Annotated in this window: 30 protein-coding genes, 1 other RNA gene and 1 pseudogene; 23 read left to right on the top strand and 9 right to left on the bottom strand. The window is 42.4% G+C overall.

All coding sequences use genetic code 11. From position 1 onward, the window contains the following. From AM629_RS15070 to AM629_RS15165, 20 genes are all read left to right on the top strand, one after another. Entirely contained in the window at window positions 1–450 is a 450-nt protein-coding gene (locus AM629_RS15070; RefSeq protein ID WP_054480091.1) for a DUF4054 domain-containing protein, read from the top strand. Continuing rightward, the gene (locus tag AM629_RS15075; protein WP_054480092.1) at window positions 450–908 is read left to right on the top strand and encodes a hypothetical protein; all 459 of its coding nucleotides are present in this window, start codon (window positions 450–452) and stop codon (window positions 906–908) included. The genes AM629_RS15070 and AM629_RS15075 overlap by 1 nt, the downstream gene beginning before the upstream one ends. Further along, window positions 905–1,276, top strand: coding sequence for a hypothetical protein (locus tag AM629_RS15080; protein ID WP_054480093.1), 372 nt, complete (start codon window positions 905–907; stop codon window positions 1,274–1,276). The genes AM629_RS15075 and AM629_RS15080 overlap by 4 nt, the downstream gene beginning before the upstream one ends. Further along, entirely contained in the window at window positions 1,276–1,818 is a 543-nt protein-coding gene (locus AM629_RS15085) for a phage neck terminator protein (RefSeq protein ID WP_083451937.1), read from the top strand. The genes AM629_RS15080 and AM629_RS15085 overlap by 1 nt, the downstream gene beginning before the upstream one ends. After that, window positions 1,799–3,286, top strand: a complete 1,488-nt coding sequence (locus AM629_RS15090) for a DUF3383 domain-containing protein (RefSeq protein WP_054480094.1) — start codon at window positions 1,799–1,801, stop codon at window positions 3,284–3,286. The genes AM629_RS15085 and AM629_RS15090 overlap by 20 nt, the downstream gene beginning before the upstream one ends. Further along, window positions 3,286–3,723 carry a phage tail fiber protein gene (locus AM629_RS15095; protein WP_011147578.1) on the top strand — a complete coding sequence of 146 codons (438 nt, stop codon included), beginning with the start codon at window positions 3,286–3,288 and terminating at the stop codon, window positions 3,721–3,723. The genes AM629_RS15090 and AM629_RS15095 overlap by 1 nt, the downstream gene beginning before the upstream one ends. Next, window positions 3,723–4,130, top strand: coding sequence for a hypothetical protein (locus AM629_RS15100; protein ID WP_054480095.1), 408 nt, complete (start codon window positions 3,723–3,725; stop codon window positions 4,128–4,130). The genes AM629_RS15095 and AM629_RS15100 overlap by 1 nt, the downstream gene beginning before the upstream one ends. A 208-nt stretch (window positions 4,131–4,338) precedes the next feature. Continuing rightward, entirely contained in the window at window positions 4,339–6,474 is a 2,136-nt protein-coding gene (locus AM629_RS15105; protein ID WP_072161900.1) for a lytic transglycosylase domain-containing protein, read from the top strand. Next, window positions 6,474–7,295, top strand: coding sequence for a phage baseplate protein (locus tag AM629_RS15110; RefSeq protein ID WP_054480097.1), 822 nt, complete (start codon window positions 6,474–6,476; stop codon window positions 7,293–7,295). Before AM629_RS15105 ends, AM629_RS15110 begins: the two co-directional genes overlap by 1 nt. Next, the gene (locus AM629_RS15115) at window positions 7,292–7,597 is read left to right on the top strand and encodes a phage baseplate plug family protein (RefSeq protein ID WP_054480098.1); all 306 of its coding nucleotides are present in this window, start codon (window positions 7,292–7,294) and stop codon (window positions 7,595–7,597) included. Before AM629_RS15110 ends, AM629_RS15115 begins: the two co-directional genes overlap by 4 nt. After that, complete coding sequence (locus AM629_RS15120; protein WP_054480099.1) at window positions 7,594–8,490, top strand: baseplate hub protein; 897 nt, start codon at window positions 7,594–7,596, stop codon at window positions 8,488–8,490. Before AM629_RS15115 ends, AM629_RS15120 begins: the two co-directional genes overlap by 4 nt. Further along, window positions 8,450–9,142, top strand: a complete 693-nt coding sequence (locus AM629_RS15125; protein ID WP_054480100.1) for a Gp138 family membrane-puncturing spike protein — start codon at window positions 8,450–8,452, stop codon at window positions 9,140–9,142. The genes AM629_RS15120 and AM629_RS15125 overlap by 41 nt, the downstream gene beginning before the upstream one ends. Window positions 9,143–9,146: 4 nt before the next feature. After that, window positions 9,147–9,602 carry a hypothetical protein gene (locus AM629_RS15130; protein ID WP_054480101.1) on the top strand — a complete coding sequence of 152 codons (456 nt, stop codon included), beginning with the start codon at window positions 9,147–9,149 and terminating at the stop codon, window positions 9,600–9,602. Between the two features lie 312 nt (window positions 9,603–9,914). Then, window positions 9,915–10,475, top strand: coding sequence for a hypothetical protein (locus AM629_RS15135; RefSeq protein ID WP_152912010.1), 561 nt, complete (start codon window positions 9,915–9,917; stop codon window positions 10,473–10,475). Window positions 10,476–10,478: 3 nt separating this feature from the next. Continuing rightward, complete coding sequence (locus tag AM629_RS15140; protein ID WP_036777850.1) at window positions 10,479–10,916, top strand: type II toxin-antitoxin system YafO family toxin; 438 nt, start codon at window positions 10,479–10,481, stop codon at window positions 10,914–10,916. A 70-nt stretch (window positions 10,917–10,986) separates the two neighbouring features. Further along, on the top strand, window positions 10,987–11,343 hold the full coding sequence (locus tag AM629_RS15145; RefSeq protein WP_054480103.1) for a contractile injection system sheath initiator: 357 nt from the start codon (window positions 10,987–10,989) through the stop codon (window positions 11,341–11,343). Continuing rightward, complete coding sequence (locus AM629_RS15150; RefSeq protein ID WP_054480104.1) at window positions 11,343–12,584, top strand: baseplate J/gp47 family protein; 1,242 nt, start codon at window positions 11,343–11,345, stop codon at window positions 12,582–12,584. Before AM629_RS15145 ends, AM629_RS15150 begins: the two co-directional genes overlap by 1 nt. Further along, the gene (locus tag AM629_RS15155; RefSeq protein ID WP_054480105.1) at window positions 12,585–13,190 is read left to right on the top strand and encodes a DUF2612 domain-containing protein; all 606 of its coding nucleotides are present in this window, start codon (window positions 12,585–12,587) and stop codon (window positions 13,188–13,190) included. It begins immediately after the preceding gene. After that, complete coding sequence (locus tag AM629_RS15160) at window positions 13,177–14,520, top strand: phage tail protein (protein ID WP_054480106.1); 1,344 nt, start codon at window positions 13,177–13,179, stop codon at window positions 14,518–14,520. Before AM629_RS15155 ends, AM629_RS15160 begins: the two co-directional genes overlap by 14 nt. Beyond that, window positions 14,521–14,967 carry a tail fiber assembly protein gene (locus tag AM629_RS15165; protein ID WP_054480107.1) on the top strand — a complete coding sequence of 149 codons (447 nt, stop codon included), beginning with the start codon at window positions 14,521–14,523 and terminating at the stop codon, window positions 14,965–14,967. A 136-nt stretch (window positions 14,968–15,103) separates the two neighbouring features. Here AM629_RS15165 and AM629_RS15170 read toward each other — a convergent pair whose 3' ends face one another. The 4 genes from AM629_RS15170 to smpB all read right to left on the bottom strand — a co-directional run bounded on the left by AM629_RS15170 (window position 15,104) and on the right by smpB (window position 17,077). Continuing rightward, complete coding sequence (locus AM629_RS15170) at window positions 15,104–15,388, bottom strand: SymE family type I addiction module toxin (protein WP_011147564.1); 285 nt, start codon at window positions 15,386–15,388, stop codon at window positions 15,104–15,106. Between the two features lie 142 nt (window positions 15,389–15,530). Then, the gene (locus AM629_RS15175; protein ID WP_011147563.1) at window positions 15,531–15,716 is read right to left on the bottom strand and encodes a helix-turn-helix domain-containing protein; all 186 of its coding nucleotides are present in this window, start codon (window positions 15,714–15,716) and stop codon (window positions 15,531–15,533) included. A 464-nt stretch (window positions 15,717–16,180) separates the two neighbouring features. Beyond that, window positions 16,181–16,544: a transfer-messenger RNA gene (gene ssrA / locus AM629_RS22350) on the bottom strand. Window positions 16,545–16,594: 50 nt separating this feature from the next. Next, window positions 16,595–17,077, bottom strand: a complete 483-nt coding sequence (smpB, locus tag AM629_RS15180) for an SsrA-binding protein SmpB (protein ID WP_054480108.1) — start codon at window positions 17,075–17,077, stop codon at window positions 16,595–16,597. Between the two features lie 157 nt (window positions 17,078–17,234). On the opposite strand from smpB, the gene AM629_RS15185 reads away from it, so the two are divergent. Together AM629_RS15185 and AM629_RS15190 are read left to right on the top strand one after the other, a co-directional pair. Continuing rightward, window positions 17,235–17,669, top strand: coding sequence for a type II toxin-antitoxin system RatA family toxin (locus AM629_RS15185; RefSeq protein ID WP_054480109.1), 435 nt, complete (start codon window positions 17,235–17,237; stop codon window positions 17,667–17,669). Then, the gene (locus tag AM629_RS15190) at window positions 17,662–17,955 is read left to right on the top strand and encodes an RnfH family protein (RefSeq protein WP_054480110.1); all 294 of its coding nucleotides are present in this window, start codon (window positions 17,662–17,664) and stop codon (window positions 17,953–17,955) included. Before AM629_RS15185 ends, AM629_RS15190 begins: the two co-directional genes overlap by 8 nt. A 57-nt stretch (window positions 17,956–18,012) precedes the next feature. Here AM629_RS15190 and bamE read toward each other — a convergent pair whose 3' ends face one another. From bamE to nadK, 3 genes are all read right to left on the bottom strand, one after another. Next, a complete protein-coding gene (bamE, locus tag AM629_RS15195; protein ID WP_054480111.1) occupies window positions 18,013–18,360 on the bottom strand; it encodes an outer membrane protein assembly factor BamE in 348 nt (115 codons plus the stop codon). Window positions 18,361–18,473: 113 nt separating this feature from the next. Further along, complete coding sequence (gene recN / locus AM629_RS15200) at window positions 18,474–20,135, bottom strand: DNA repair protein RecN (protein ID WP_054480112.1); 1,662 nt, start codon at window positions 20,133–20,135, stop codon at window positions 18,474–18,476. A gap of 87 nt (window positions 20,136–20,222) precedes the next feature. Continuing rightward, on the bottom strand, window positions 20,223–21,101 hold the full coding sequence (nadK, locus tag AM629_RS15205; RefSeq protein WP_054480113.1) for an NAD(+) kinase: 879 nt from the start codon (window positions 21,099–21,101) through the stop codon (window positions 20,223–20,225). A 123-nt stretch (window positions 21,102–21,224) separates the two neighbouring features. On the opposite strand from nadK, the gene grpE reads away from it, so the two are divergent. Next, on the top strand, window positions 21,225–21,806 hold the full coding sequence (gene grpE / locus AM629_RS15210; protein ID WP_054480114.1) for a nucleotide exchange factor GrpE: 582 nt from the start codon (window positions 21,225–21,227) through the stop codon (window positions 21,804–21,806). Between the two features lie 175 nt (window positions 21,807–21,981). Here grpE and ung read toward each other — a convergent pair whose 3' ends face one another. Together ung and AM629_RS23510 are read right to left on the bottom strand one after the other, a co-directional pair. Then, complete coding sequence (ung, locus tag AM629_RS15215) at window positions 21,982–22,662, bottom strand: uracil-DNA glycosylase (protein WP_054480115.1); 681 nt, start codon at window positions 22,660–22,662, stop codon at window positions 21,982–21,984. Window positions 22,663–23,055: 393 nt separating this feature from the next. After that, window positions 23,056–23,167 (bottom strand): annotated as a pseudogene (locus AM629_RS23510) (IS5/IS1182 family transposase); the annotation flags it as partial.

Below are 23,167 nucleotides of genomic sequence, written 5' to 3' on the forward strand. Positions count from 1 at the left end.
ATGGGCTTTGTTGTCGTTTTTGATGTCGTGAAATTTCGCACTCGTTACCCGGAGTTTTCTTCTATCAGTGATGTCCTGCTGGATACCTATTTTATTGAAGCAACACTCTATCTTAACAATACGGCCCAAAGTCCAGTTAGTGATCTTGAACAACGAATACTGTTGTTGAATATGCTTGTTGCTCATATTGCCGAACTTAATCGTTTATCTGTTAGCGGAACAGCGGCCAATCCGCTCGTGGGGCGAGTTAGCAGCGCAAGTGAGGGATCTGTTTCCGTTTCGGCTGATATGGGCGTTGTGAGTGAACGTGCTGCTTGGTTCTTGCAGACAAAATACGGGGCTATGTACTGGCAGGCAACAGAGCAATATAGAATTATGCGTTACGTCCCCGGCAGCTCTCCCTCTCACTATCCGTCATATTACTATCCACGGACTCAATGGAGACGCTAATGTCGAACAGTATCAAGGGCGGTGATGCAGCAAAACGCTACTTAAAGCAATTAGCTAAAAGAGTGGGTGAAGGCCAAAAATTGCGGGTTGGTTTTTTCAAAGACGCGACTTATCCCGATGGCACCTCAGTTGCAATGGTGGCAATTAGTAACGAGATTGGCGATCCGAGGCGTAATAGGCGACCCCGTCCGTTTTTTCGTAACACTATCAACGAACATGCTAATGAATGGGGTGATGTGCTTGCACAGGGCCTGAGTGCTAACGATATGAATGGGGATGCAGCGTTACGGATGACCGGGGAAGTTATCAAGGGGCAAATTCAACAATCTATTCGTTCTTTCACTTCACCGGCTAATAAAAAATCCACTATAGCTAAAAAGGGATTTGATGCGCCGTTACGTCACACCAAACACATGCTGAACAGTGTTGATTATGTGGTTGATGAGGGGAACGAATGAACCTGCACAATATTGTATCTGGTGCTGTTGGGATTGTTAATCCTCACTCACCTGGAGAGATACGGGTAAGTGTGGGATATGATATTGCACCCAGTGGTAAGCAAGTCCCGCACTACATCACAACACCCGTTACCGCACAAATCCAGCCACTGACTTTTACTGATCTACAACATACGAACGGCTTGAATATTCAGGGCATGCTCAAAGCGGCTTATGTGAATGGCAATTTTAATGCCGTCAACCGCCCCAGACAGCAAGGGGGTGATCTGTTGATTATTAATGGTGAAGAGTGGTTGATAGTGCAGATTTTGGAAGAGTGGCCGAATTGGTGCAAATTCGCTGTTACATTGCAGCGTGGGGAACAATAGTGGTAACGATAAATGTAACGCAAGACGATATAACAACCGCATTACGCGGTTTTTTAATGGCCTTAATATCCAGGCGTAGCGTTATTTTGTCTCAGATAAATCGCTCACCGATGCCAGATGGCGATTTTATTGTTATGACACCATTGAACAGCACGGGTTTATCAACAAGTGTAGTGATCTATAACGTACCAACAGCAGCAGGTATGGGAAAAAGTCTAATCACTCGGACGACACGCTGGACATGTCAAATTGACTGTTACGGTCAGTTCGCTCATGAGGATGCTCACATTATTGCAACGACGGTGCGCACTGAATATGCGATTGAGCTATTCAAGAGATCAGGTATCGATATGGCACCACTTTATGCCAGCGACCCGATTCAGACGACGATGATTAATGGTGAACAGCAATATGAGTCGCGTTGGACATTTGAATTTACTGCTCAAATCAACCCTGTTGTGACAACAGAACAACTATTTTTCGACAGTATTACGCTGAACACTAAAACAGTGGAGTCTATTCATGGCAATTCCAATCAGTAAAGACGTGAGAATTAATCCGGGGGTGCTGTCGGCAGTGGGTAATGCTGTTGATCTCAATGGATTATTACTGACAGATAATATATATGCACCTGTTGGTGTGGTGTTGTCGTTCTCGACTAAAGAGGATGTGGCGGCATATTTTGGTGGTGCATCCGAAGAATATAGCATGGCGGCTATTTATTTTTCAGGGTACAACAACTGCACAAAGACACCTGGCCAATTACTGTTTTCCCGATTTAATCGAGCGGCAGTATCGGCTTGGTTACGTTCAGGTTCTTTTAATGGAGTAGCTATTGCCGACTTGCAAAAAATGTCCGGTACATTGAAACTCAATATCAATGGTACAGCAATAAACGCCGCAATCAATCTTGATGGGGTTAAATCCTTTGCGGATGCAGCAAAGAGCATTGAAACAGTGATTGGCAAGGCAGTAACGGTTGTGTTCGATACCACCCGTAAAGCTTTTATCATCAATGTTGCCTCTGGCAGCATTAAACCGGAAGATACAAATATCACCTATGGTACTGGTGATGGGGCCGAGGCTCTTAAGTTCACTGGCGCACTAGGGGCAACGGTTTCTCAGGGGGCTACAGTGTCGGCGGTTCCTGATCTATTCGCTGTGATTAAAACTCAGTCTCAGCAATGGGCAGGTTTTACGACGGTATTTGAATGTACAGATGAACAGCATCTTGCATTATCCGCGTGGGCTAGTAGTCGGGTATATCGCTATTTCTATGTTGCCTGGACAACAAGTGGCACGGCAAAAGTGAAAGGTAGTCAGGAAACTATCGCCCATAAAATTATTGGCATTCACAGCTACGGGAGTGTCGTTCCTGTTTTCTGCTCTGATAATATGAAACCGGCAGCAATATTGGGTTATGCGGCGGTGCTGGATTTTGAGCGAACGGAGGGGCGTGTTCCATTTAAATTCAGAGAATTGAACGGCCTCAATCCTGATGTGATCGATTCTGATGTTTATGATGCGCTGATTGCTAATGGATATAACTTCTATGGCAATTATGCCGCCAATAATATCACCGAAAATTATTGGGCTGATGGCACAATAACCGGTGATTTTAAGTGGCTAGATTCCTTCTGTGGTCAAATCTGGCTGAATGCGAACTTGCAAGGCGCGGTTATTGCCTTGTTCAAATCCAACAAGACTATCCCTTATAACACGGCTGGCCGTGCGCTGGTGGAAGCCTCAATGAGTGATGTTATCCAGCGGTTTAAGTTGTGGGGCGGTATCCGAGCAGGCGTAACATTATCGGCTGCACAAAAACTGGAAATTATTAACGCTGTGGGATCTGATGTTTCAACGTCAATAATCGCGAAGGGTTATTACTTGTATATTGGGGAAATGTCTGCCTCTATGCGTGCAAATCGCACCAGCCCAAGCTGTACACTGTGGTATTGCGACGGTGGCAGTATTCAGAAATTCGAAATGGCATCTACGGAGGTTCAATAATGTCAGACACAATCACTTCTGCTGATGCGGTAATTACCCTGACTGTGACCAATTTATACCCGTCTGGTGTGCAATTACAGGGATTTGCCGCCGACAACATTTTCGAAACTGAGGCGTTGGATTTGGCTGAAACGGTACGTGGGGCGGACGGTAAACTGTCAGCGGGTTTTATCTACGGCAATATCAATCAGACGATTCATATTATGCCTGATTCAGAAAGTCGCACCATTTTTGATACTTGGGCAACGACATCACGTACTAGCGTCTCGGTGTTCAGATGTAATGCGACGGTTATTCTTCCGGCCATCGGGCGTAAATACACATTGGTGAACGGCGTTCTGAAGCAATGGAAAACCATGCCGGACGCAGGAAAGGTTTTACAAGCGGCGCAGGCCGTCATTGAGTGGGAATCAATAACAGGTGAGGCATATAGCTAATGGCACGTAAAGAAACCTTCATCACTATGAATGATGATAATCGCGACAAAGGAAAGCTTTTTTACATTCAGGAAATGCCCGCTTCGCAGGCTGAATGGTGGGCTATTCGTGCATTGATGGCAATGGGGAGAGAGGGGTTGGATATCCCCGATAATTTTCGGGATTTGGGCATGGCTGCATTAGCGGTGGTTGGATTGAAAGCAATTTCTCGCATTGCTCCTGATGAAGCCAGGCCACTACTTGATGAACTGATGGGTTGTGTGCAGATGGTTCCGAATCAGGCAGATAAAAAAATCAAACGCGAACTGATCGACAGTGACATTGAAGAAATTGTTACCCGGCTGAAATTACGTGCAGAGGTGCTTAAGTTACACGTGGATTTTTTCAAAACCGCCAACCAATCGTAATCCCGCCGCGCTATTCCAGCATCTCAAGACCATTCGGTATCGTCGGTTATACAAATGTCCCAGGCACAATAGCGACCGTTATCTCATCAGGAAAAGCAACTCTCCATGAGCTGGATACAGTTTATGGCGTGGAGGACCTTTGGCAGTTAATAGAGATTATTCAGGTCGATAATCACAATGCTTACGTTTTACAGCAGGGTAAAAACTGATGGCAAACATTATAGATGAACTTGTTATAACGCTGGGGCTTGATGCGGCTGAATTTAGCGCAGGTGAAACCGCAGTGATTGCCGGGATCGGTGGGTTGGCTCAGGTTATGCAAAAACTGGTTGACTCGTTTAATGATGGTGAAAAGAAAACCAGCAAATCATTAGACAAAACCGGTAAGAAAACCGAAAAAGTGGCAAAAGAAATGGAGGCGGCAGGAAAGAAAGCTTCCTCTTTCTTTTCCAGCATAAAAAGCCAGATCTTGGCTTTGGCGGGTGTCACGGTCTCACTCGGTGGACTGAAAAGTTTTGTGACCAGTTTTACTGGCAATCTCAATCAGTTAAGTACTGCCGCTGATGCGTTCGGCATGTCGGCCAAAGCGCTTGATGGTTGGACAAAAGCAGGTCAAGCATTTGGTGTCAGCGCAAATGAGATTGTGGGGGCATTTTCACGCATTAATGATGCTAAAGCCCGACTAAAATCAGGTGTTGCGCTTGATCCGGCTCTTGAGACGCTGTTAAAAACGGCATCACAAGCGGGTGTGGATATTGATATTGCCTCAGAAAGCACCGAATCCATCATGCGTAAGCTGACTGGTGTTTTTCCCAGGCTTAATAAAGATCAACAGCAAGCTTACGGTGGTGAACTTGGGTTCGGGTACGCCGCGCAACAGTGGTTCTCATCCGGTCACGCACTCAAAGATGTGGATAAATTTACAGCCAGTTCGGGTGTGGATGATAAATCTGTTGCCGCCGCGCGTCGTTTTCGTGAACAGTGGACAGAGATAAGCCAGAGTTTTGAGAAAACAGGCTACATTCTGTTTAATGCCCTTTTACCATATATCAATGATTTCAATATCTGGCTAAAAAACTTAGCTGATTGGATGAATAAGCACCCAGAAGAGATTAAAAAAGCGGTCAGTGGTTTTCTCGATAAGATGAGTTTTATTATTTCAGTCGCTAATCAGGCCGCGGATGCGGTAGGCGGTTGGGGTAATGTCATCATTGGTCTGATTGGGTTGAAGTTTGCGGGATGGCTATGGGGAATTTATCGCGCGGCTTCATCCATGCTGAAAATGGGGAAAGGTGGCGGCGGATTGCTAGGCAAAGGGGCTATAGGGAAAGCTGGGATATATGGCGCTATCGGGTATGCGTTATATGATCCTGTAGAGTCAGTCGCGACTTCGATTGTCGGAGAGGAGGCCAAAAATACACTGGATTCGTATGGGGTTTATCTGGCAAGCGACTGGACGCCTTTTTTTAGTAAAAAAGAATATGAAGCTTATCAGGCAAAACTGGAGGGCAAAGCCTCTAAGCCAGATAAGACCGTAGTTAAAGAAGTCAAAGAGGAAGAAAAACGCAGCGAAAACGACCGGATTATTCGGGCAGAAGATGAACGACAGCAGCGGCTGGAATACAGCAATAATTGGTTAAAAACCGCGTTAGATAAGCTGACCGATTCAATTAATAAGTTAATTGATTTGTTGATCCCTCAAGCTGTGACAGATGAAATGTCATCCTTTGATAATACATCAAATACTACCGGCATGAAATTACTGGGTTGGCTATCACCGAAATTAGCGCAGCTTGAGCAGCAGTTCGGGTTACCGGAGGGTTTGTTACGTAGTGTTGCCATGACGGAATCGGGAGGTAATCAGTATGCTGTATCCAAAGCAGGTGCCAGGGGCTTATTTCAATTTATGCCAGGTACAGCTAGAAATTTTGGGTTAAAGGATGATGACGTCTTTGATCCGGTAAAATCTTCGGAAGCCGCGGCAAAATATTTATCTCAGCTAATGAGAATGTTTGATGGCGATTTGAGTAAAGCGCTGGCGGCTTATAACTGGGGACAGGGAAATGTCATGCGGAAAGGATTGGGTGCTGCACCAAAAGAAACCCGCGATTATATCCCAAAAGTCTTGGCGAATATGCCGCAACCTGGCGCTCATGTGGCGGCACAACGTTGTTCGAATACGGTAAATAACAACCGAACCTCCTCTGTTTCTGAGAGTTACCACATCGGAACTATTCAAGTTAGCTCTAACGCTAACAATGTAAAAGGCGTGGTTGACGATGCCCGACAGAAAATAGGTGGATCAACGCTGGCAACAAGCTATTCAACGGGGGTAACCGGATAATGGCATTTTCTCTCAATCAAACAACGGTACTTAGCGCGTTCCGTAGCGGCAATCTGCTGTCTGCTGTTAACAGTATGATATCCCCAGGGTATGGTATTTATTATGCATCCGGACAGAACGTTGGTGATAAGCCGTTTACGCCCACCTCATTCATTGCAGTAGAAGTCACACGAGAGGCATCTATCACCACTGCACCGATAGAGAAAGGTGGCTACACATCGTACAACAAAGTGCAGCGGCCCGGTGAAGTTCATGTGACATTTTCGTTTGAGGGGTGGACCGGTTTTTCTGGTTCCGTGCCTAACTTAACAAACCTCACCCTGACGTCCCGTTCCGATGTTCTTGAAGCGTTAGATAAGATGGTATCCAGTGCTGAAATTTACGACATTGAAACACCTGATACTACGTACACAAGTTATGATTTGATTAAGTACGATTTTCGAATAAGGCAGGATAACGGTGTTACCTTACTGATTGTGACCGCAGTTTTCCAGGCTGTACAAGACATTGCCGAAGTGAAAATGAGCAGCAATGTTGCTAACAAGTCGAATACAACAAAGAATGAGACGGCGAAAGGCCCAAGTAAAAATACCGAACAATCAACAGGCTCAACAAAACACGCCACATTATTTGATGTTAAAAAAGCCCTGACCGGATTGAAGGAGTCGATTTTCAGTGCGACAGCGAAAGTTGCCGATTCGGTTTCGTCCGGTTTCACGTCAGCTATGGAGATAGTGACGGGGCCACTAAATAGCGCCGTGGTGAGTTCTGCGGATCAACTCAGTAAAGCAGTAAAAGAATTATCAGGGAAATTAACGTGATTGAAATAGCACTCAGAGCGGTCAAAGCTCAGGAATTCACTGTGACCTTGAATGAGCAGTCATGCATGATACGTCTCAATCAACGTAGCACAGGTTTATATATGGATTTAACCGTCAATGATAAACCTGTGTTACAGGGAGTTGTGTGCCTCAACTGCAATAAAATTGTCCGTTACTCCTATCTTCGATTTTCCGGTGAATTGTTTTTTGCTGATTTAAACGGCTCATCTGATCCTCACTGGGAAGGGTTAGGGCAACGCTACAAATTATATTACCTTTTTCCAGGCGAGGTGACTCAGTGACGTACAAACAACACAATATCAAAGTTGAATTTCAGCTAGTTGACGGCAAGACATTTGATGATAGCGGTAACAATATACTGACTATCGACAATGCACGTGTTTATGTCAACATGGTGGCGTGGGGCGGCATATCAGGGACACAAATAACATTACAAATCTGGGGCTTAACAACCAGCCAAATGGCAACGTTGAGTTATCGCGGGATCTGGATTGGTAGTGCGAAATTCAACTTAATGCGAGTATGGGCGGATGGTCATGCTATATTTGAGGGTTTTATCAGTGATGCTTATGCAGATTTTAATCAGTTACCCGATACTCCCCTGACGATAACAGCTAGTGTGATGTTTGGCCTAAGAGCAAAGGACGTTGAACCGTTCACTGCATCGGGAGATGTGGATATTGTCGATATTATTACTGGAATGGCTAAAAAAGCGGATCTGACGGTTGAAAATTATGGCGCCACAGGTGTTATCTCCAATCCTCATTATACAGGAAATGTTGTTAATCAAATCCAACAGGCGGCAAATGCGCTAGATATAGACACTGACTTCGGGATTGATAAAGTGACTATTTGGCCTCATGGTCAACCGAAAGTTGAAAAACTGCTGTTTACGTCTCCAGAATATGGGCTAATTGGTTATCCCATATTTACTGGCGTGGGAATAACAGCAACTACTCTTTTCAGTAATGAGATTATTTTAGGTCGTAAGATACAAATAGAAACCTCTTTGCCGAACGCTAGCGGCACTTATCTGATAACAGGGGCGGAACACTATCTTACCTCCTGGCTTGATGGTGGTCAGTGGCATACATTTTTTAGTGGCATTCCAGTGAAAACAGAGGATAAAAACAATGGGGAAGCTGACAACAAAACCAACGGACATAAACAGTGAAACGAATGCTTTTGATTTTGTCATGAGGCGGTTTCTTAGTCAGCATGTTTTTATCACTTTGGGTCTTATTATTAAATCGAACGGGAAAACCGTAGATGTAAAGCCGATGGTGCATAATATGACGGGAACAGGGAGAAAAATCGAGAATGGAATAATCTATAATGTTCCAGTATTTCGCCTTCAGCGTGGTAACAGTGCTGTCATTATGAATCCAGTGGTTGGTGATATTGGTTTAATTGCTATCTGTGATCGTGACATTAGCAGCGTCAGAGCAACAAAAGCGCCGGCGTTGCCGGGCTCAAAAAGAACGCACAATTATTCAGATGCAATTTACCTGGGGGGCGTTTTAAATGCAGAACCACAACAATATGTTGAATTCGTAGATAATCAGGTAAATATTGTTTCACCGAATAAAATTAACGTAGTCGCTCCGACAACTGAAATGACTTCATCAAATTCAATCACAATGAACTCACCATCTATTATATTAAATGGTGCGGTTATTCAAGGTGGTGGCGGTAACGGTGGAAATGCAATATTCGGCAGTACCGTAACAGCGAAGGGCGAAATTACAGGAAATGGGGTTAAACTTTCATCACATGTGCATGGTGGTGTTGAATCTGGTGGTTCGAAAACCAACAGTCCAGAGTAAAAATATGTATAGAAATCTAACATCAAATATTATTGTCGCAGGAGCTTTGTTTGCCTGCGTGTTTAGCGCCGGAGCAAAAAACAGTGACACTTCTCGGCAAGAAAAGATATCCGCTATGTGTATGTCCCAGTCTATATTACAGCAGTATGCCGCGAGTGCAGGGCTTAACTATATAGATCCGTCCACCCTCGCAGAAGAGGTCCTGTTACAAACAGGAAGTTACTCGACTGAAAGCCCGGTATATAAAGCTCAAAAGGAAGATGCTGTAAATCAAGGAAAAAAATTGATGCTAAAAGAGAAACAAGTAATGAATATTATCCGGTATTACTATGAGAATCGTGATGAAGCAATGTTGTCGCGGGGGGAAGGGGTTTCATCCGTTTTTCAGCAGCTATGTATCGTTAATCCAAAACGTTATCTTCCTAGCTACAACGCGTTAAAAGCAGCGGGAAAAATATAGAATCGAACGGTTCAAGAACCATAAACCCCAGTCGTGTTGGTGGATAAAGTCATCTTCGGCTTACAGTACAATATTGTTGCGTATTTTCATCAGACGTATGACACTCATGACAAAATGATGTCAATGTGATGCTATTTTTCTAAATCTTGCTTTTAACGTTCGTTATCTTCTGAAATAAGGCTTACATAGGTGGCTAATTGTCATTTACTGCATGGTTGTAAGGTTCAGAATAGTGGTTTAATATGATACATAGTGACACATTATGACTGTTTGTGACTCACTATAACAAACTCTTTGATAAGGTAGAACGTCATGAATCTATCACTAAGGAATTGTTTAGCAGTAGTTTTATTCGGAGGAGTGCTGTCGGTTCCTTCATTCTCTGCTGGTTATGTGGATTCGAGGGACGGTTGTAGTATGCTTAGCTTTAAAGTAGGTGAAACTATCTGTAGTCTGGATGATTTGAAAACTCAATATCAAGAAAGAAGAGAGATTGTTGATTCATTAGCTAATGAAATTAGCCAATATTATTTAAATCTCCTAAGCCTTGATGAAAGTCAAATTCGTGGTATTTTGCTTCAAAACGATATAGAAATTAATAAGGCTTGCGAAACCACAATGAGAGGATTTGAGCAGGGGCTCAAAGCTATGTTGAAGCAAGATCGATCCGATGAAGAAAAACAAGAAATGAGGATGTATCTGAAATCTATAGCAAAGGCCAGATTTGAGATAACTCGTCTTAATGATTTTTCTCGTCAATTATTTACTTTGCCTAAGATTTATAAAAGCGATATAAATAAAGCTGCTCTATCAGAATTGGCTGCTTATACAACCCAAAAGATTGAGTCTGGGAATTTTTCATTTACTGGGTGATAAATGGAACAAGTGGATGTATCAATAAACGAGTATACGAGGAAAGATTTTTTTGATGACGTCTTCCTAAAGCATCCAGATCTTGAACAGGCTATTCTGCAAGATTTTAAACACTATAAAGAAACCGGAGAAGTCCCTGATTATTTTGGTAGGGATGTTGCTTACACTCAGCCAGAAGCAGCATATAAATCATGTATGATGCATATTCATCTTTGCTTTCCGCCTGATTCATTCCCTACAAATAGGGTTCAGTATTATAGAACGTGTAAATCAAATAGCCCAGAAAATGATGCTTGTCTAGTATATGTTCAAGGTCTCTTGGAAGAAAACAAATATTCCTTATTGGCGATAATGCATCCTGATGCTCATGGAAAAGCTAGAAATCCCAAGATAATGAGTTATCTGGCAAGAATAGCTCAGGATTTCAGAGATAATAACTAAACCGTCTAGTACGGTTTTTTTCATATCTGGCCGCTTAATTGCGGTTTTTTTATTTCTATAAGGTACGAGAATGCAAACTCGTTCACTTCTGCTTGATACCGAGTCATGGGATTTAACGTTAGATGATTCTGGAAATATCGCCATTACTGATAATCCCTATTCTGTAGCGCAGGATGTCGCTTGTGCCTGTAGTACATATCTGGGGGAGTGCTGGTATGACACAAAATTGGGTATTCCTTATTACCAGCGAATTTTGGGACATTGGCCGGGAACTCAGCTAATCAACAGCAAAATGCAACAAGAAGCAATGAAGTTACCTTATGTTCAGTCTGCCACTTGTAAAGCTATAAATGGGAAGGAGAGAACTATTGCGGGCATGATGACAATAACGGACTCGAACAATCAATCAACGGTGGTAAATTTCTGATGACTAACTCTGCAGTACTGACAACAAGTGTTCCAGGTGTAACCTTTACAAAGACGGGTCTAACTGTGCCCGACGAGGTTGATATTTTAAATGGGCGGTTAAATGATTTGGCTACAGCAATGGGTGGTGCAATGAGTACGAGCTTAACAACACCGCAAGGTCAAATAGCAATGAGTGATGCGGCTATCATTGCTGACAAGAACGATCAGTTACTTGCTATTGTCAATCAAATTAACCCGGATTATGCAACCGGACGTTTTCAAGATGCTATCGGACGAATTTATTTTTTAGATCGAATTCCAGCATCGGGAACAACGGTAACAGCAACATGCACTGGGTTAGTTAATACAGTTATTCCAATTGGTAGTATTGCTCAAGATAAAAAAGGGTATCTTTATCATTCAATAACAGAGGCTAAGATCCCTGACAGTGGCTCTGTTGATGTTGTTTTCCAAAACTCAACAACAGGGCCGTTAGCATGCAAAATTGATGACTTGAACACGATTTATAGCTCGGCACCCGGCTGGTCTGGTATCAGTAATGCGAATGCTGGCGTACCTGGCGCAGATGAGGAAACCCGCGCTAATTTTGAGTATCGTCGTAAACAATCTGTTGCTAAAAATGCGACAAACTCATTACATGCCATTTATGCCGCAGTATTAGAAGTAAATGGCGTGGCAGACGCATACGTTATTTCAAATGATACTTCGGTAGTAAAAACGGTCGGGGTATCAAAATACAGAATAGCGCCGAACTCTATTTATAGTGCTGTGTATGGAGGAAAAACTGAGGATGTCGCTAGAGCAATCTGGAAGAAAAAGCCTCCAGGTATTCCTACGAACGGAAATACAACTCACACAATTGTGGATGATGAAAACTATGTTCAGCCTTACCCCGAATATGAAATTAAATATGTGATACCCGCGCCCATTCGTGTCTATGTTGACGTCTCACTTGCGAATAGCGATTACCTTCCTGCTGATATTGAAACACAGGTTAAGTCAGCTATAGCGCAAGCATTTAACGGAGAAGACGGTGGAACGCGAGCAAGAATAGCATCTACATTATTTGCTGGTAGATATTATTCAGGCATTTATAACATAGATACATCGAGTGTTGATATTTATAATATTACGCTTAGCCGTGACGGTATTACTTATTCAACATCAATTAGTTTTGGTATTGATGAAATCCCAACGCTTGACGTTGATAATATATCTGTGAAATTAGTAGGTTCATAAATGGAAAATGTGGGAGCAACTATTCTTGCTCAGTATGCCGCTAGTCCAAAACTCAACTCACTTATTCTAAGCTTCAATGCTGCTGTTTCCTCTGCTGAATTTATTAATACATTTTACGATCTGATTTGGAACATTGACACAGCAAATACTTACGGACTGGATGTGTGGGGAAAAATAGTGAATGTCAGCAGGCGGCTTACTGTTAATGAAAATGTAAAATATATAGGTTTTGGTGAAGCTTTACTGAATGTTCCGACAACGACAGATCCAAATCCATTTGACCAAGCACCATTTTATTCCGGGGAGTCAAAAACAAAAACTATTGAGCTATCAGATCAGATGTACCGAAAGCTAATTATGATGAAAGCCATGTCAAATATATCTGACTGCACTATACCAAACATCAACAGAATGCTTGTTTATATGTTTAGTGATAGAGGACGTGCATATATCACTGACGATGGAAATATGAAGATGAGTTATGTATTTGAATTTCAGCTATCAACAGCAGAATTAGCAATTGTTCAAACATCGGGAGTACTGCCTTACCCGGTTGGTGTCAGTGTCGCAATCGTTCAAAGGATACCAACAAATGAAATCAACTGAAAAACCTAATCTTATTGCTGTTCCGTTTGCGAGCGCCGGAGACTATAACGAGATTGCAACAAAATCAACTGAAAGCAGCTTGGCAAAAGGAGTAGCTACGTATCCGAGCGGTTTTCCCCCGTTAACGATGACAGCAATATCTGCTGGTGGAATTCCTCCATCTGGCAAGGATATGAACGGGATATTGAATGATATTACTACCGCAATACGTTATTCAATGTCTGGTGGTTTGTATTCATATAATGCTGATTTTAGTGCTGCCATTGATGGTTATCCTAAAGGGGCCATTGTTGCCAGTTCTGATGGAAGTAAAATTTGGTGGAATGGGGTAGAAGATAACAATACAGATCCGGATAGTACATCAGTTTCCGGTTGGAAAAATCTACTAGCAGATCCTAATGGGTTATTTCTACAGAAAGCTAATAACTTATCTGATATTAATAACAAAGCGACAGCGCGTAATAATTTAGGACTGGGAGAGATTGCAACTCAAGATTTTATTCCTGACGCCACACTTATAGAAAAAGGCATCACCCAACTTACAGACAAGACAGGTAACAGTAATACCCTTGCAGCAACTCAGAAACTTGTTTCTGATGTGAATGATAATGCCAATAATAAGCTCGCTAAAAATCAAAATGGGGCAGACATCTTCAATAAAACTGAATTTGTAAAAAATATCGGTTTATCGGAAATGGTGGTGTTGGCTAAAGGGGCGGTGCCGAATAGCCGGAAAATTAACGGGAAGCCGTTGACCGGGGATATTAGTCTGAATGCTGGGGATGTGGGAAGTTATGCTAAATCTGAGAGCGATAATACTTTCTTACGCATTTCTAGCAATAAAACCGCAACCGTTGGTAATTTACTGATTGACAGTAAAACTCCTTTTCCTAAATTGCGTTTCAAATCGAAAGATGGATATATATTGGGAATTAACGGTTCTGAAGGGAAATTGTTGCATATCTATTCTGACGATCCCAAGAATCAGCGGCGTTATAATATATTAACGCCTGAGAGAAGTGGTACTCTTGCATTACAAAATACAGCTATGAAATCCGAAAATGGTTGGTGGCAATGTGGAGATACGGGGGTAATTATTCAATGGGTTAAAGTCCTATCAGCTCAACAATCATGGATAAAGGTAAATTATCCAATTTCTTTTAAAAATAAGCTTTTTGGCTATGTTGCAAGTATGTCGAGTATCAATACATCAACTGGCCACACATTAGTACGTAATGCAACACTATCGACATTTGAATATCAAGCAGGTACTCCCAACAATGATGAGAATCCAGGCAAAGTTGTACATATATTATTTTGGGGGGTATAAATGGTCTATTTCTCCAGAAAAGAATGTGTTTTTTATAATGAAGCTCATGAAGAGTGTGTTGAAATAACAGTAGAAAAACACAATGAATTGCTTGACGGTCAATCACGCGGGTTTGCTATCGTCAGTGATAAAGAGGGTTATCCAATTCTTACAAAGCAAGCACCGTCTGTTTATCACAAATGGGATAGTGAAAAGTGGATAATATCAGAAAGTGATAAAATAAAGCTTAGACGGGAACAGCAACAACAAGCAGAACATAAGAAACAGCAACTTATGTTCACTGTAAGTAAACAGATCGCTCCGTTACAAGATGCTGTAGATTTGGGGATGTCGAGAGATGAGGAAAAATCGCTGTTAGCAGAGTTAAAAAAATATAGAGTATTATTGAACCGCATTGATGTTAATTCAACGTCAGATATTAACTGGCCCGAAAAACCCTTAGAATAATGGAATCAGGGCCAATTGAACGTTTAGATAAGTCTAATCAAATATGGCTTTTTTGCACTACTCTGACTGAATCGTCCTCAAAATGTTGGATAACCATCCAACATTTAAAGGTGTAGTCCATTTATGTTTTAGTCTATTAGGTAATCATCAACCCACCAGGATAATACTTAATCCAATCAATAGCAGCACTGGGGTTAAATGGCTCAATGCTCAGTCCTTCCAGGCATTGCCAGAGTTCCTGGGTGTTCTGGGCTGTAATAACAATACAGTCCGGCATCACCCGGATTTTTAGTGGCATTCCGAAGGTAAATCCTGCCTCCTGTAACCATTTTCCTTTTAAAGAAATGCCGTTTTTAGCTACCTTGCCAAAACGTTCAGCTTGGGAAATTCGGCGAATTGTTTTATTATCGCGTTTAGCCATAATTAACTACCTTATATAGTTAGTTGTGGTAAGCAGGGTTATCGGGTGCCCGCCCGGTAGCTCTGCGTCAGTGGAAATAGTTTCTCAATGTTGAATTATGAACTATAGGTCATTTTTCTGCAATAAAAATGTGACCTATAGTTTACCTGGGCTTTTCGTTGTCAGGCAGTCCATTGAGGGCGTCATTCCAGTGTTGATCCCGTTCTATATTATTCACTATTTTGCTGATCCATGTTTCTGATTTGCCCCACCGTATAGCCAGCTCGCGGCGCGTCCAGCCTTTTCGTTTCATTTCAGACTTAAACAATTCTGGCGGTATACGTTTCAAAATTACTCCACAAATATAAACTGTTTATCGACACATCATAGTATAGCCATTTCGCCGATAGGGTGACATTGGTAAATAAAATGACCGCTTAAGTGGCACAAGCCGAACTCCATGAGCATAGGATATGCCACACCAGAAATACCTATCACTAAGGTGATTGTTATATGAAGTTGGGTTACATGCATGCGTCAAAAACTGACGGTATCAAGTGCTGGATTTATGAATAATGCCCTATGAGGCAGAGATCTGGTGAGGCATTTTATTTTGCACTATGAATTATAAAATAGAGGTAGTTGCTGTGCTACAGACATAAAAAAACCAACCTAATTATGGTTGGTTTTTCCAAAAGCTCCGCGGCTCCTTTGCGTATCCTTTTGTGTCCCTTCATTGTCCGGTCAGTGTCCAATCAACTTTGCTAACTCACTGTTTTTAAAGCTGTTGTCCTATCACTGTCCCGACTAAATTGGTGGAGCTGGCGGGAGTTGAACCCGCGTCCGAAATTCCTACATCCTCGGTACTACATGCTTAGTCTAATCTTTACATTCACTTGCCAGCTGCGGACAGACACGCCACTAACAAACTAGCCTGATTAGATTTAACGCTTCAACCCCAGGCAAGGCATCCACGCGATCTCTTTTGGGTTTGACCTCTCTTGATCCCCGTCCTAAGAGCGGAGGCTAGGGAGAGAGGGAGCTACGCAGGTTATTAAGCTGCTAGTTCGTATTTTTCGTCGTTTGCGACTATTTTTTTGCGGCTTTTTACGAGGCCAACCGCCCCTCGGCATGCACCTTGGGTTTCGCGAATCCCGTCGAATCCAGAATCAGCCCCAAGTGTCTTAAAAGCAAGTATATCAGAATACTAAACTATAATGCCAGAATTTATCGCCCAGCATTCTTCATAATACGTGCTTTGTCTAATTTCCATTCGCGTTCTTTAATGTCTGAACGTTTGTCGTGTGCCTTTTTGCCTTTTGCTACGCCAATTTTGATTTTGCACCAGGCATTTTTCCAATAGAGAGATAAGGCAACAACGGTATAACCTTCGCGATTGACTCGACCGTATAATGAATCAAGTTCGCGCTGATTGAGTAAGAGTTTGCGTGAACGCATTGGATCACAGACGACATGGGAAGAAGCTACATTTAACGGAGTGATGGTGGCCCCAAAAAGATAAGCGTCGCCATCTTTGAGTAAAACGTAACTGTCGCTGATATTAGCTTTACCAGCGCGCAGTGATTTGACTTCCCATCCTTGTAACGAGAGACCAGCCTCAAATTCTTCTTCAATGAAGTATTCGTGACGGGCTCGTCTATTCATGGCAATGGTTGCCGAACCGGGTTTGTGTGCTTTTTTCTTTGTCATAGTGTGTGCATTATACTGAATGCTTTGATGAAAGAAATCTTTTCCCGCAGCATATTTGCCGATTAATGAGTATTTATTGCATTATACGCTGACAGATTTTTCTTTGATCACGTATAGGTGATATTATTTGCCACAATTAAGCCTTACAGGAAATGATATGCCACAGATTAGTCGCTCTGCGTTAGTACCGTACAGCGTGGAACAAATGTATAAATTGGTCAATGATGTTGGTTCTTATCCGGATTTTTTACCGGGATGTGTCGGCAGTCGTGTGCTGAGTATCAGTAGTAATGAAATGACTGCGTCAGTCGATGTTTCCAAAGCGGGTATTAGTAAGACTTTTGTTACTCGGAATATTCTGGCTGATAACCAGAGTATTAATATGCAACTGGTGGATGGGCCTTTTCGTAAATTGATGGGTGGTTGGCAGTTTATTCCACTTAGTGATGATGCTTGTAAAGTCGAGCTGCACTTGGATTTTGAGTTTACCAATAAGCTAATTGAATTGGCTTTCGGTAAGATTTTTAAGGAATTAGTCGGAAGTATGATTCAGGCTTTTACTTTGCGTGCACGAGAGGTTTATAGTGCCTGATATCAATATTGAAGTCGTTTATGCATTACCTAACCGCCAATATCTGCGTACTGTGAAATTGGCCCAAGGTGCGACTATAGAGCAGGCGATAGTTGCATCAGGTTTGCTGACTTTGCGTAGTGATATTGATCTGCAAAAAAATAAAGTCGGAATTTATAGTCGTCCAGCCAAGCTGACGGATGTTTTGGAAGAGGGTGATCGGGTGGAAATTTACCGCCCATTATTGGCCGATCCAAAAGAAATGCGTCGTAAGCGTGCTGAGCGGGCTAAGAATAATGCTCAATGATTATCAATAAACAGCCAGTCAGGAAAATGAATGACTGGCTGTTTATATTTTTTTTAATTATTGAAGATTCTCAGTAAGTGAGTTTTCGTTTTTAATATCAGTCAGTACACCATTACTGTCAAATGTAAGTGTCAGGGTTTGCTGAGTTACTTTTTCATGCCCAGGTTGCTGACGAAACACATAAAACCATGTTTGAGTGCCAAACGGGTCCTGTAACATTGGTGTCCCCAATGTGTAGGCTACTTGTTGCTGGGTCATTCCTTTATGGATTTTTGATACATTAGCAGATGTCAGGTAGTTTCCCTGATTAATGTCAGGCCGATAAACAACCCGTTCCAACGTAGAACAACCCGCAGTTAGCATAACGAATGATACAACAGCGGCAGTCAACATTTTACAGCGCATGGTAATTACATTCCTTTAGGAGTCAGGGTGTCGATAATAATAGACCTTGGCGAGATTGAAAACCTCTACAAGCCTTAGTTATGACCCCAAATATACGCAAAAGTTGTGTCATATCATGCAGCCAGCAGCTCTTTTGCGTTCGCTAAGGTGTTTTTTGTGACTTCACTACCAGCGAGAAGCCGCGCCAGTTCTTGTAATCGGGTCTTTTTATCCAGCAATTGCATTTGTGTTTCAGTTTCTTCACCATCAGTCTGTTTACTGACATAGAAATGCTGATGACCACAACCGGCTACCTGAGGTAGGTGAGTAACGCACATGACCTGTGTGGACTCACCCAATTCTCGCAACAGGCGACCGACAATCGCAGCTGTTGGGCCACTGATGCCTACATCCACTTCATCGAAAATCAGAGCTGAAGTTTCCATTTTCTTGGCCGTTATAACCTGAATTGCTAGTGCAATACGGGAAAGTTCACCACCTGAAGCAACTTTCGCCAGTAATTGATGTGGTTGACCAGGGTTAGTTGTAACATTAAATTCAACTTTATCCGCACCATCGGCATTCAAGTGTTCTGGCGCAAAGGAGACATCAATGGTAAAGCGGCCGTGAGGCATGGAGAGCTGATGCATACTGTTAGTAATTAGTTCATTTAATTCTGTGGCATATTGCTGGCGAACCAGATGTAATCTTTCTGCTACTTCTAATGCTTGCTTATGGTGTTTATTAACTTGTTCGCTGAGATGAGCACAATCACCCTCTTGCTGCGCGAGTAGTTGCTGCTCTTCTAGTAGTTGTTGATGTAGTGAAGGAAGCTCTTCTGGCACAACATGGTGCTTACGGGCTACTCTGATTTGCTGTGAAATTTTTTGCTCTAGTTCAAACAGGCGGTTTGGGTCCATATCCAATTGATCACCGTAGTGGCGAAGTTCATCACTGACTTCGTTAATCTGGATAGAGGCTTCTTCCAGCATGGTGAGTAAACTATTGAATTTATCATCCATTGTGATCAGTTCAGCCAACTCGTGTTTAGTGTGATTCAGCAGACTGATAATATTTTGTTCATCGTTATCGTTCAGTAATTGGAGAGCATTCTGGCTGACAGATAATAGTTGACCACGATTTGCCAGCCGTTTGTATTCATTATCGTGTTCCTGATATTCACCCGGTTGTGGCGCCAGTTCATTTAGCTCTTTTAGGTGATATTCCAGCAGCTGTTGACGGGATTGGCGCTCAAGAGCTTGTTGTTGGAATTGAGCCAGATCTTGGCAGCTTTGGTGCCATTTCTGATATGCCTGTTTCATCTCATTTTGCAGATTGAATTGATTCGCGTAAGTATCAAGCAGACGTTTTTGGTGGTTGCTATCCAGTAGTAATTGGTGAGCATGTTGACCATGAATCTGAATAAGGTGGGCGCCCAGTTCGCGTAATTGGGAAAGTGGCACAGCGGTACCATTAATAAAGCCCCTTGAACGGCCATCTGAAGTTATGGTGCGTCGCAGCAGGCATTCGTTACTGTCATCAAGTTGGTGCTCTTCCAACCATTGACGAGCTGAAGGAGCATCAGCAAGAGAAAAACGGGCACAGATATCAGCACGAGAAGCTCCGTTACGCACCATATTGGTCTCACCTCGATTACCCAGGCATAAACCTAATGCATCAATTGCGATGGATTTACCGGCACCAGTCTCACCTGTGATGGCTGTCATACCTGACCGGAATTCAATTTCAAGCTCACGAACAATGGCAAAGTTGCTGATGGTTAACTGGGTGAGCATTATGCCTCTCCTGTGTATAAAAACACCTCTGTATTTTCATACAGTATAAACTGGTTTTTTATACAGTAAAGTGGTGATGCCTATTTTTCAAAACATTTTTTTAGACCAACTGAGTTTTGTACTTAGTGTATTGAAGTAATTATAATCTTTAGGGTGGATTAAATTGAGTTTCTGCTTGCTACGATGAATAATGACATCTTCTCCCTCTTGTATAGGCAGAACTATCTGGCTATCGCAACTGACTTCATAATCGTTGCTGTTCTGGGAAAATTTCAATCTGATGCTGCTTTCACTACTGATAACCAATGGGCGGGAAGATAATGTATGTGGGAACATTGGTACTAAGACGATAGCATCCAGATTAGGTGTTAGAATCGGTCCTCCTGCGGAAAGTGAGTAAGCGGTGGAACCGGTTGGAGTTGCGATAATCAGCCCGTCAGAACGTTGGGAGAAGGCAAAACGCTCATCAATATAAACTTCGAATTCAATCATGTGAGCTACTTTCCCCGGGTGGAGTACGATTTCATTGATTGCACTACTGATGCGGGGTTTCTGGCCGTTTTTTCTAACTTGTGCTTCGAGTAGAAAACGGTATTCGTTGCGATATTCGCCATCAAGTACTTCAGAAAGTTGTTGCAGAGCATTATCAGGATCTAAGTCTGTCAGAAAACCCAGATTGCCTCTGTTAATTCCGATGACTTTAATGTCATAACGGGAAAGAACCCGCGCCGCGCCCAGCATGTTGCCGTCACCACCAACAACAACAGCTAAATCAGCCAGCTTACCAATTTCAGTCAGGCCGCCGGTCTGTGCATCTTCCAAACCAATCTCTTTGGCTACTTGGCGATCAACGATCACACAGTAACCTTTAGATTTTAACCAATGATAAAGCATTTCATGAGTAGCCAGTGCTTCTGGGTGACGAGGATGACCAACAATACCGATGCATTTGAATTTTTTATTCATCGTTGTAATTTCCTTCAGCAAGAGGTTTTGTCCTCACAATATGACGGGTTCCCTTGAATCCCTAGTTTAGATCCCCATAATAAGCTAAGTAGTGAGATTAATGCCAAATACGCGGAGATATTCATGAGTAGTAAAGAACAAAAAGTGCCTGACGAGCAAGTCTCGGAAGATATGGAAGTTGTATCTGAACAGCAAAACAGTGCGGATAAAGCAGAAACATCAGAGACTGAAAGCGTTGTTGATCCGCGTGTCGTAGAGCTGGAAGAGCAGCTCGGGCAGGCGCAACAGCGTGAACGTGATGCCATTTTGCGTGCTAAAGCTGAAGTTGAAAATATCCGTCGTCGTACTGAGCAAGATGTGGAAAAAGCCCATAAGTTTGCTTTAGAAAGATTTGCCAATGAACTGTTGCCAGTGATTGATAATCTTGAACGCGCTCTGGATGCAGTAGATCGTACTAACACCGAAATAGTATCAATGATTGAAGGTATTGAGCTGACGCTGAAGTCTTTCCTTGGGGCTGTTGGTAAATTTGGTATTGAAGTTGTTGACGACACAAATGTTCCTTTTAATCCTGAAGTTCATCAGGCCATGACCATGATGGAGTCCGATCAACATGATCCGAATCATGTCATGATGGTTATGCAGAAAGGGTATACCTTAAATGGTCGTTTATTGCGCCCGGCAATGGTAGCCGTATCAAAGTGATTTTAGCTAGTAGTAGATATATACCCAATAGATTTCAAGATGTATCGCGACGGCAAGGGAGCGAATCCCCGGGAGCATAGATAACTCTGTGACCGGGGTGAGTGAGTGCAGCCAACAAAGAGGCAACTTGAAAGATAACAGGTATAAATGCCGCTCCAGTTGGGGCGGCATTTTTTTACTGTGGCAACTCAGGTGTCCAGTTAATTGGTTCTAACCCTTGTTTTTCAAGCAATTCATTGGCTTTTGAAAAGTGTTTGCAGCCAAAGAATCCTCGATGGGCGGATAGAGGAGATGGGTGAGGCGCTTTGAGAACATGGTGTTTGTTGCTATCGATAAAGTAGCCTTTTTTCTGAGCATGAGATCCCCAGAGAAGAAAAACTACGCCTGAGCGATGCTCGTTGATAGCTGTAATGACTTTGTCTGTGAAAGTTTCCCAGCCCAGATTCGCGTGAGAGTGAGCATTGCCGCGTTCTACGGTTAATACAGTATTGAGTAGTAGTACTCCTTGTTTGGCCCAACTGATAAGACAACCGTGATTTGGATGTTGGAAGTCCGGTATATCAGATGCGAGTTCTTTGTACATATTAACCAGTGACGGCGGTGCTGGAATACCAGGTTGCACAGAAAAAGAGAGGCCGTGTGCCTGATTAGGGCCGTGGTAAGGGTCTTGCCCAAGTATTACAACTTTAATATCGGCCAATTCGGTGTAACGGAATGCATTAAATACATCCTGTTGTGGTGGATAAATAGTTTTACCTGCTTGACGCTCTTTGGCGACATAGGCCAGTGTGTCGATAAAATAAGGTTGCTTTTTCTCATTACCGATCACGCTGTGCCATGTGAGAGGCGCGGACATAACAAATCCTTTCTATATAATTACCAGATGGACGTTAGCTTACCGACTCTAAAATCAGAGGGAAACCTTTGATGAACACTAAAGCTAAATTTTTGATAACTATTTCAATATTATGAAGTATTTTTGAAAATTTATCAGAATAATTCCTTTGTAGTTAGTTAGCGATAAATACTTATTTAAACCATAAAGTTGCAAGATATTTGTAGTAACTATATGAAATTAATTGAGCTGAATCAATGGATATCCTCATTCGTGCTGATATACAGGCATCAGATATATTGGTTTGACCAAATAACCAAGATGATGTTCTTGATAATTTGGTTTGTTGCATAAATATGGAGATAAAAATGGTTACTGGTATTCAAGTTGCTGATAGAGACTAGGTAGTGTCCCTTAATTATATAATCTCCGGCAAAAGAGTCGAATACAGCCTAATTTCACCATCGACAGATAGTTTCGTGCTGTTTTTTCATAGCGTGTTGCAATACGTCGATTACCTTTCAAA

This window comes from Photorhabdus heterorhabditis, from assembly GCF_001280945.1.
GTDB lineage: Bacteria > Pseudomonadota > Gammaproteobacteria > Enterobacterales > Enterobacteriaceae > Photorhabdus > Photorhabdus heterorhabditis.

Bases quoted from the DNA above. Each gene is read 5' to 3' on its own strand.
- AM629_RS15105 (WP_072161900.1), top strand. From the start codon at position 4,339: ATGGCAAACATTATAGATGAACTTGTTATAACGCTGGGGCTTGATGCG.
- AM629_RS15155 (WP_054480105.1), top strand. From the start codon at position 12,585: ATGGAAAATGTGGGAGCAACTATTCTTGCTCAGTATGCCGCTAGTCCA.
- grpE (WP_054480114.1), top strand. From the start codon at position 21,225: ATGAGTAGTAAAGAACAAAAAGTGCCTGACGAGCAAGTCTCGGAAGAT.
- AM629_RS15075 (WP_054480092.1), top strand. From the start codon at position 450: ATGTCGAACAGTATCAAGGGCGGTGATGCAGCAAAACGCTACTTAAAG.
- nadK (WP_054480113.1), bottom strand. From the start codon at position 21,101: ATGAATAAAAAATTCAAATGCATCGGTATTGTTGGTCATCCTCGTCAC.
- AM629_RS15100 (WP_054480095.1), top strand. From the start codon at position 3,723: ATGGCACGTAAAGAAACCTTCATCACTATGAATGATGATAATCGCGAC.
- AM629_RS15110 (WP_054480097.1), top strand. From the start codon at position 6,474: ATGGCATTTTCTCTCAATCAAACAACGGTACTTAGCGCGTTCCGTAGC.
- AM629_RS15150 (WP_054480104.1), top strand. From the start codon at position 11,343: ATGACTAACTCTGCAGTACTGACAACAAGTGTTCCAGGTGTAACCTTT.
- AM629_RS15185 (WP_054480109.1), top strand. From the start codon at position 17,235: ATGCCACAGATTAGTCGCTCTGCGTTAGTACCGTACAGCGTGGAACAA.
- AM629_RS15130 (WP_054480101.1), top strand. From the start codon at position 9,147: ATGTATAGAAATCTAACATCAAATATTATTGTCGCAGGAGCTTTGTTT.
- AM629_RS15070 (WP_054480091.1), top strand. From the start codon at position 1: ATGGGCTTTGTTGTCGTTTTTGATGTCGTGAAATTTCGCACTCGTTAC.
- AM629_RS15080 (WP_054480093.1), top strand. From the start codon at position 905: ATGAACCTGCACAATATTGTATCTGGTGCTGTTGGGATTGTTAATCCT.
- AM629_RS15140 (WP_036777850.1), top strand. From the start codon at position 10,479: ATGGAACAAGTGGATGTATCAATAAACGAGTATACGAGGAAAGATTTT.
- AM629_RS15125 (WP_054480100.1), top strand. From the start codon at position 8,450: ATGGGGAAGCTGACAACAAAACCAACGGACATAAACAGTGAAACGAAT.
- ung (WP_054480115.1), bottom strand. From the start codon at position 22,662: ATGTCCGCGCCTCTCACATGGCACAGCGTGATCGGTAATGAGAAAAAG.
- AM629_RS15095 (WP_011147578.1), top strand. From the start codon at position 3,286: ATGTCAGACACAATCACTTCTGCTGATGCGGTAATTACCCTGACTGTG.
- AM629_RS15160 (WP_054480106.1), top strand. From the start codon at position 13,177: ATGAAATCAACTGAAAAACCTAATCTTATTGCTGTTCCGTTTGCGAGC.
- AM629_RS15165 (WP_054480107.1), top strand. From the start codon at position 14,521: ATGGTCTATTTCTCCAGAAAAGAATGTGTTTTTTATAATGAAGCTCAT.
- smpB (WP_054480108.1), bottom strand. From the start codon at position 17,077: ATGACAAAGAAAAAAGCACACAAACCCGGTTCGGCAACCATTGCCATG.
- AM629_RS15145 (WP_054480103.1), top strand. From the start codon at position 10,987: ATGCAAACTCGTTCACTTCTGCTTGATACCGAGTCATGGGATTTAACG.
- bamE (WP_054480111.1), bottom strand. From the start codon at position 18,360: ATGCGCTGTAAAATGTTGACTGCCGCTGTTGTATCATTCGTTATGCTA.
- AM629_RS15135 (WP_152912010.1), top strand. From the start codon at position 9,915: ATGAATCTATCACTAAGGAATTGTTTAGCAGTAGTTTTATTCGGAGGA.
- AM629_RS15090 (WP_054480094.1), top strand. From the start codon at position 1,799: ATGGCAATTCCAATCAGTAAAGACGTGAGAATTAATCCGGGGGTGCTG.
- recN (WP_054480112.1), bottom strand. From the start codon at position 20,135: ATGCTCACCCAGTTAACCATCAGCAACTTTGCCATTGTTCGTGAGCTT.
- AM629_RS15170 (WP_011147564.1), bottom strand. From the start codon at position 15,388: ATGGCTAAACGCGATAATAAAACAATTCGCCGAATTTCCCAAGCTGAA.